General features: G+C 63.0%; 10 protein-coding genes. 5 read left to right on the top strand and 5 right to left on the bottom strand.

Features of this window, described 5'->3' with window-relative positions:
- Positions 1-12: 12 nt before the first annotated feature.
- Genes ACE3OG_RS12135 through ACE3OG_RS12150 form a run of 4 tightly spaced genes read right to left on the bottom strand, consistent with a single transcriptional unit; the run spans position 13 to position 3,695 of the window.
- Positions 13-624, bottom strand: a complete 612-nt coding sequence (locus tag ACE3OG_RS12135; protein WP_374308966.1) for a hypothetical protein — start codon at positions 622-624, stop codon at positions 13-15.
- On the bottom strand, positions 599-1,783 hold the full coding sequence (locus tag ACE3OG_RS12140; RefSeq protein WP_374308968.1) for an ImmA/IrrE family metallo-endopeptidase: 1,185 nt from the start codon (positions 1,781-1,783) through the stop codon (positions 599-601). Before ACE3OG_RS12140 ends, ACE3OG_RS12135 begins: the two co-directional genes overlap by 26 nt.
- A gap of 5 nt (positions 1,784-1,788) precedes the next feature.
- The gene (locus tag ACE3OG_RS12145; RefSeq protein ID WP_374308970.1) at positions 1,789-3,141 is read right to left on the bottom strand and encodes a 7-cyano-7-deazaguanine synthase; all 1,353 of its coding nucleotides are present in this window, start codon (positions 3,139-3,141) and stop codon (positions 1,789-1,791) included.
- Positions 3,138-3,695, bottom strand: coding sequence for a hypothetical protein (locus ACE3OG_RS12150; RefSeq protein WP_374308972.1), 558 nt, complete (start codon positions 3,693-3,695; stop codon positions 3,138-3,140). The genes ACE3OG_RS12145 and ACE3OG_RS12150 overlap by 4 nt, the downstream gene beginning before the upstream one ends.
- Before the next feature lie 523 nt (positions 3,696-4,218).
- Here ACE3OG_RS12150 and ACE3OG_RS12155 point away from each other — a divergent pair.
- From ACE3OG_RS12155 to ACE3OG_RS12175, 5 genes are all read left to right on the top strand, one after another.
- Positions 4,219-4,449 (top strand): DUF4160 domain-containing protein, encoded by a 231-nt coding sequence (locus ACE3OG_RS12155; protein ID WP_374308974.1) that lies wholly within the window; start codon positions 4,219-4,221, stop codon positions 4,447-4,449.
- Positions 4,446-4,904, top strand: coding sequence for a DUF2442 domain-containing protein (locus ACE3OG_RS12160; RefSeq protein ID WP_374308976.1), 459 nt, complete (start codon positions 4,446-4,448; stop codon positions 4,902-4,904). The genes ACE3OG_RS12155 and ACE3OG_RS12160 overlap by 4 nt, the downstream gene beginning before the upstream one ends.
- Positions 4,905-4,918: 14 nt before the next feature.
- Complete coding sequence (locus ACE3OG_RS12165; protein WP_374308978.1) at positions 4,919-5,191, top strand: DUF1778 domain-containing protein; 273 nt, start codon at positions 4,919-4,921, stop codon at positions 5,189-5,191.
- Between the two features lie 48 nt (positions 5,192-5,239).
- Entirely contained in the window at positions 5,240-5,545 is a 306-nt protein-coding gene (locus ACE3OG_RS12170; protein ID WP_374308994.1) for an antitoxin Xre/MbcA/ParS toxin-binding domain-containing protein, read from the top strand.
- Positions 5,546-5,767: 222 nt separating this feature from the next.
- The gene (locus ACE3OG_RS12175; protein WP_374308980.1) at positions 5,768-5,989 is read left to right on the top strand and encodes a hypothetical protein; all 222 of its coding nucleotides are present in this window, start codon (positions 5,768-5,770) and stop codon (positions 5,987-5,989) included.
- Positions 5,990-6,026: 37 nt separating this feature from the next.
- On the opposite strand, the gene ACE3OG_RS12180 is transcribed toward ACE3OG_RS12175, so the two are convergent.
- Positions 6,027-6,674, bottom strand: a complete 648-nt coding sequence (locus ACE3OG_RS12180) for a dihydrofolate reductase family protein (protein WP_374308982.1) — start codon at positions 6,672-6,674, stop codon at positions 6,027-6,029.
- Positions 6,675-6,825: the final 151 nt, after the last annotated feature.

Genomic DNA, 6,825 nt, shown 5'->3' on the forward strand with positions numbered 1-6,825 from the left:
TAGTCGCGAAGCCTATCCCGACTTTCGCGCGGCTTTGGGGAGGCTTGCACAGGTAGCGGCGTGCGCCGAACCGATCAGATTTGTGAGGGCGCCGACAAACTCCGGCGGTACACGCATGCGACCCACCTGCAACGCGCGGACGATCGTCGCGACGTGATGTGGTCCCAGAGCTGTTGCTACGGCGGGATGCATGAGCAGTTCCGCCGTGCAGCCCAGTGGCAGAGTGGTGAACAAGGCAGCGCAGAGGCGGCGCGCCTTGCGCTCATCGAGCAAGGCGAAAGCGCCCGCTTCCACTGCGCAGGCAATCGTTGCTGCTTCGCCGTCGTCGAGCGTGAGCCGAGCGGAGCCGTCAATCAGGCTCTCATAGATGGGAGCACTCGTTCTGCCTATTTCAACGCGCGCGACGAGCCCCGCGTCGATCAGATTGTGAAGCTGCTGGGCATCGCCATGGCCGTTGCGCTCACCTGCTTCAAGCTCGGTGACAGCGTTTCCCGTCACGACGACACGGTGCGGAAGCGCTTTGATGACCTCCGGCGCCCGCCCGGAGGCGTTCAGGTTGATCACGATGCTCGCATCGGCGACGAGGACAGAAGGAGGGCTAGCGAAGAATCTTGATGCGTTCATCAGCTTCGCTTTCTTCGCGTTCCACGCCGTCGAGCAGTTCCCGGATGCCGTGACGGTCGAGTTCCAGCAGGCGAGCCAGTTGCCCTTCGCTGTAGAGCTCCTTCTTCCACGCTTCACGGGCGAGCAGGGCAAGGCGGGGGGGGACGAGACCCCTTGCCAGGATCGCAATATCGATCCGGCCCGCCAGATCGCCGAGCACTTCGCGCACCTGTGCGTCGGTTATCCCGCCATGCTCCTGGAACCAGTCCCACGTACCATCGCGCGCCAACTTCAGCTCTTCCAGCCGACGCACCATCGCCTCGCGGGAAACGCCGAACGCGTGGGCCAGAAGGATAACGTGCCGGCGGGTCAGATGAGACTGGCCGGCGGTGATTTCGGCAAAGCGCTGACGCACGGCCCGACCCGGCGTGATAAAGTTGCGCTGGAATATATTCGCATAGCGCTCCTCGCGCGAGGCGAACCGCTCATCGTCGGTCAGCACCTCCGGTTGCCTGCGGGTTGAGACGACATGGGCGAGTTCGTGGACGCCCGTCTGGGTCAATCTCTCATGCGGATGATTGGCGTTCAGCAAGATGCAGGCGCCGGCCGCCTCGTCATAGGCGAACAGGCCCGATACCTTGCCATCCAGGGGGCGGATATAAACGCGGATGCCCAGCTGCAAATCGAGAAGGGACACGATGTCAGCGACAGGTCCTGCTCCGAGCCCGAGCCAGTCTCTCAGTTCCTGTGCGTCTTGCTCGGCCTGTGAACGGACGTCGCCCGGCAGAAGCGGGCGCTCGGGCGGGTAATTCCTCGACCGCGAAACACCGAGTGCATTCTCAAGTTCGACTTCCGCGCGGACAAGGCTGTTCAGCAAGCGCGTGGCGCGTTCGATGTCATCGTCCTTGCTGTCTTCCAGTTTGCGAAACCGGGGGACCAGGTCGAGGTGAATAGCCTCCCGCCGGAGAACTGCGTTGGCCGACGTGCGATAGACCGTCGCAAGCTTCTGCAACTCGTCCATCTGGATGCGACGTTTGCCCTGCTCGATGGCGACAATCGTCGTGCGGGCGGCCCCGATGACATCGGCGGCCTGGGCCTGCGTTAGCTTTGCGCCTTCGCGCGCAAGCCGCAGCCGCTCGCCAATTTCCACATCGCTGAGTCGCTCGGTCGTGCCGTTCATTGATCTTATCGCGTCCACTGCCTGAGGAAGGAACGCGCTCCTGCATTCTTGATAAACAATCCCCATTCGGTGGCATGCCGTTCGAGAACGCCTCCGAGCAGGGCCTCCACCTCATTGGCCGTCATGCCAAGGGATGGTGCTGTGATGATCGCGTGGCGCTCGACCGCACCGCGATTGCCGGCGGCAGCCATGTCAGCGAGGTGGTCGAGATGGAGAGTCCCGGCGATCGCATACTCGCGGAATGCACGGTTCACCCGCCTGAAGTCCTTATGCACCGCAGCATCGAGAGTGCCCGCCGTGAGGTCGTCACAGACATACGTGCCTTCGGGCTCCTGCAATCCGGCGGCATGCACGCTCATCCGGCGGAGCATGCAGGCAGCGCAGATGCCACATTGCGTCAACTTTCCGTTCAGCGCGCTCCATTGCGCGCCGCGCCAGCACGACTTCGTATCGCGCCAGGCCTCGCCGCCGGGGAGAGCGGCGTAGGCTTTGAGTGTCTCGCCCTTCGTGTGCCAGAGCCGGGGCGCAGAAAACTGGAAAGGCCGCGCGAACAACGCGGCGAGAAACCGCTCCATTCGCTTCATGAAGAGTGGATGATTGCGATAGTCGGCATAGGCATGCGCAGCGGTGATCAGCGCCGGGCCGAACGCACCCTGACCGCTCTCGGGAACGATGATCTCTGCTGCATCAGTCAGGTAGGCAGCGATGCCGCTGATAAGCGCGAACTTAAACCCTCGGCTTCGCGCGCTCGATTCTCCTCTTGCCGATACGGTGTAGGGCACGGTGGCAAACGGCTCGCGATCAGCCTTGCCGGGCAGGCCCACGGCCTTTGGGCCAACCCGGACGCGCACCAGCTCTTCACCAAGGCTAGCGGCCATCAAGCCGGCGACTGCGCGGGAATCCATGCCTTCGCTGTACGCGATCACGGCCCTGGTTTTCACCGGCAATTGCAAGGACTCCTGCGTTGGGGACGGCGCGTCGTCGCGGCGCTGCACGAACTCGATCGTCCACATATCTCCCGTCAGAAAGCGCAGGGCTTCGTGGAGACTGTCGGTCACATCCGAGGCACCCCATCTTTGCGGCGCATGGACCGGCAGCCGGAGGGTCAGGGTTCGCGTCCAGCCCAGCGATGGGCGCCGGGTGGAACGGTCGGCATATTCGACCGAGGCGGCCAGCATCATTACGTCGTATATGAGGGGCTCCCAGCGGGCGAAGGCATACGACTCCAGGGCGGCAGTGGAAAACTTAAGATCCCGACCCAGATCGAATGCCCTGCGCCCTTTGCGCGGGCGTCCACCAGCCTCGACAACGTCGATGGCATGCGTGGGGATTCTGGGGCTGTAGGCGTGAACAGTCATAGGGGTGGCCCTTCATCAACGCCTTTGCGCGTCGGGAGGTTGATGGCCTCCCGCTTCGGCGGGGCGTTGCCGGACAGCAGCTCACGAGCAAGCGCGCTGCAATCGACCTTCTGGCGTGCCGCATCGAGGCGCTGGCGTACATAGCTGCTGCTGCGTGGGCTGGCTTCGCGCTGATAATGTTCTTCGGTGGCGCGGAGTGCGCTGTGCATGGTATCGGCAAGCGCCGCGCTTACCGCGGCCTGCGCGCCGGCTTCCCCCGTCGCGCCATTCGCGACGGCGGCGATCGCGCAATCGATGGCGAGTTGAGCAGGCGCCGAACCAGTATGCTTTCCTCGTATTGATTCAAGTTGTTCGATCCGTATCGACGGAAAGAGCGTGTCTCCGCACAAGATCTCGCGGATTTTCTTGAGCGGGGCCTGCAGGAGTTCGCGTTTAAGGGCGAATGGAAGCGCCTCTGCCACCTCGTCAGGCGAGTGAGCTGCCTTGGCGGCACGCCTTGCCAAGGTCCTCCAGTGAGGACGCAGCGGCAAGCTTCTGTGTGGGCCGTCACTCATGGCGCGATCTCCATGTCAGGATTGGATCATATTTTATCTGACAATGTCAATAAATATGAAATCAATAGCTGACATCGCCTGTTGGGGCTCCGTTGACACACTCGTCCCGAACCGGCTGCACGCCGCAGCCGCCCGGTGTCTTCCGCCCTTGAAGACGGAAATCAGGATGCGGCGGTGCTCTTCGCCAATATGGGCTGGTCGAGATCAAGAGGCGCGGGCTGAGGCGCCTGGAGCCACCCTCGGCGCCGATCGTCTGAGCTTGACCTTCAACCCGTTCGCCCCAGGCATGATCGCGGCTCGTCGCCCGTGGTCCTTCCGCCAATCTCGACGTTGACGATCTGGCTCCGCCGCCGAGGCCAGTCTCAGATGCGTGAGAATTGCTTTTCGCCGACGCGGGAGTGAGCCTGAGGGGCAAGGGGGCGGCAACCCCCTTTGCCACCGAACAGGCGCTGCCGGCGATCGCTCGCATCGCATCTACCTGCGCAACCATTGCGCATAGCAACCATTGCGCATATAATTACCCATGCCGACGATCGCCCGACTCTCTGCCAGCACCGTCAATATGTACGCCAGCGATCACCTTCCGCCGCACTTTCATGTGCGGATGAACGATGGCCGGGAGGCCCTGGTGGAGATCGCGACGATGAGCGTGATCCGCGGCGCGATTCCGGCGCGAGAACTGGCTGAGCCGCTGAAATGGGCGCGAGCAAACGCCGATCTGCTGGCCCGCAAATGGTTGGAGTTGAACCCATGAGCAAAGCATTCACCCTGGTTTCGGTCAAAGCCAAGGCCCATAGCATGCTGCACTTGGCCTTCGCGGACGGCGTGGAGTTCGACGTCGATCTGTCCGCCATCATCAAGCGCTACCCATCCTTGGCTGCGCTGTCCGATCCTGCCGTGTTCCGGCGCGCGAAGCTGGGCGCCTGGGGCGGCGCGGTCACGTGGGGTAAGGACGATCTGGAACTGGCCGCCGACAATCTGCGCGCCCGGGCCGTCGAGCAGGCGGGAGGGTACTCGCACGAAGGCATCTGTGAGATGATGCACCGGAACAAACTGACCCAGCAGCAGGCCGCCACCGCCCTGGGTCTGTCACGCCGCATGCTGACCTACTACCTGAGCGGCGAGAAGCCGATCCCGCGAACAGTTGCCTTGGCGTGCATCGGCTGGGAGCAAGCGAAGCACGATGCCCGCTTTGCGCCAGCGGCGTAAACCGGGAGGAGATCATGACCAGGCGCCGATATACGCTCGACGAGCTTCTAGCCGGATCGGAACACCTGCCGCTGCAGACGGACGCCGATCGCGCATGGCTCGATGCGACAGCGATTGGCCGCGAGGTCTTTGCCTTGGATGATGAGCGGTTCGCAGAATTCATGGCCATGCTCGACGCTCCGCCGGAGCCCAACCCCGGCCTTGATCGTCTGCTGGCGGTCAAGGCGCCGTGGGAGGATGACACCCAGCGTCAGAAGGGAGAGGTTTCTTCGAGCCGCTGGGTGTAGCGCGCCAGCCCCGAAGAGGTTGATGCTGCGGCCCGGGCAGTCATCAAGCTGTTCGAGAAGTGGAAACTCACCGACGCGGTCGCATGCGAAATCCTCGGCGGCCTTCCGATCCGGACTTATGCCCGCTGGAAGACCGGCGAGCATGGCAGGATCGACCGTGATCTTGCGACGCGGCTATCCCTGCTCATAGGCATCCACAAGGGCCTGCGACATCTCTTCACCGATCCGGAACGGGGTTATGCCTGGGTCTCCAAGCCCAACGATGTCTTCGGCGGTCGCACTCCCGTCGAGATCATGGTGGCTGAAGGCGGTCTCGCCCGGGTGCGGGCTTACCTTGATGCCGATCGCCACTGAATTTGCGCCGATTCCGGCGGAAAGCCGACCCTCAAAAATAGCTCGTGATAAATGAAACTTATCACGACCTATTTCAGCCTGCCCCCCCTGGCGCTTTTGCGCTGATTTCGGGGGCATAAGTGACACCCGGGAGGCGCTGGACCCAGGCTGAAATGGCGCTGATATCGGCTACACAGTCTTGCGCAGCCAATGATTTCATTGGGTTAACGGGAGTACACGCCTATGTCCATGCGAGCTCACATCCCGCCCGAAAGCAGGGCTCCCGAAATCCAGAATGCCCTCGCCAGGACGATTCGACATCTCGGCCTCTCGCTTGACGATGCCGCCGTTCAATCTGGCTTGGCGCGGGCCGAGATCGACAAGATCCTGGCCGGTGAGATCCCCGCCGTGGACGATGATAGATTGTTGCAGGCCCTGCAGAATTTGGCCGTGCTGATCCCATAGTAGAGCGGCCATGCCCGCCACCAGCGGGCAACGCTGTTCAGAGGCCTCGGCGCGTGAACGTCAGATGCGTCACACCGCTCGGTGACGAGGCCGCCTCGATTTCATAGTTCTGCTCCAGGGCTTCGAGACCGTCCCACAGCCGGACGCCGCGGCCGAGCAGGATCGGCGCCACGGCGACGTGGGCGTGGTCGACAAGTCCCGCAGCGAAGAAGTCGCGGACGATGGTCGCGCCTCCGCCGATCCGCACGCCTTGGCCCTTCGCGGCCTCGCGAGCCATCGCGAGCGCGTCAGCAGGCGGGGCGTCGATGAAGTGAAACGTCGTGCCGCCCTCCATCTCGATCGGTGGGCGCGTGTGATGGGTCAGGACGAAGACCGGCGTATGGAACGGCGGGTTAGGACCCCACCAACCTTTCCAGTCGGGATCCTCTTGCCATCCGGGGAACCCGTATTTGCCGGCTCCCATGATCTCGGCGCCGATACCAACGTCGTGCCGGCGAACGAGTGCATCGTCAATGCCGCCAGTTCCACCCAGCTGGCCACCCTTCTCCCGCCACCAGCGGGTCTCGAACATCCATTCGTGCAACCGCTCGTCCGCATGGCCGAAAGGGCGGTCGCGGCTCAGGCCTTCGCCAGTGCCGAACCCATCGAACGAGATGGCAAAGTTTTGTACTTGGGCGAGCGACATATGAAGCTCCTGCTATCTGTCGGCCTAAGAGCGCCTAACAAAACCGTCTCAAGGCCCTGAAGCAAATGATAGCGGCGGCGAGGACGATAAAGGCGCGGTAGAGGTCGGCGTGTCGCTCATAGCGGACGACGAGGCGACGGAACTGATTGAT

It is taken from the genome of Methylocella sp. (assembly GCF_041905455.1).
Taxonomy (GTDB): Bacteria; Pseudomonadota; Alphaproteobacteria; order Rhizobiales; family Beijerinckiaceae; genus Methylocapsa.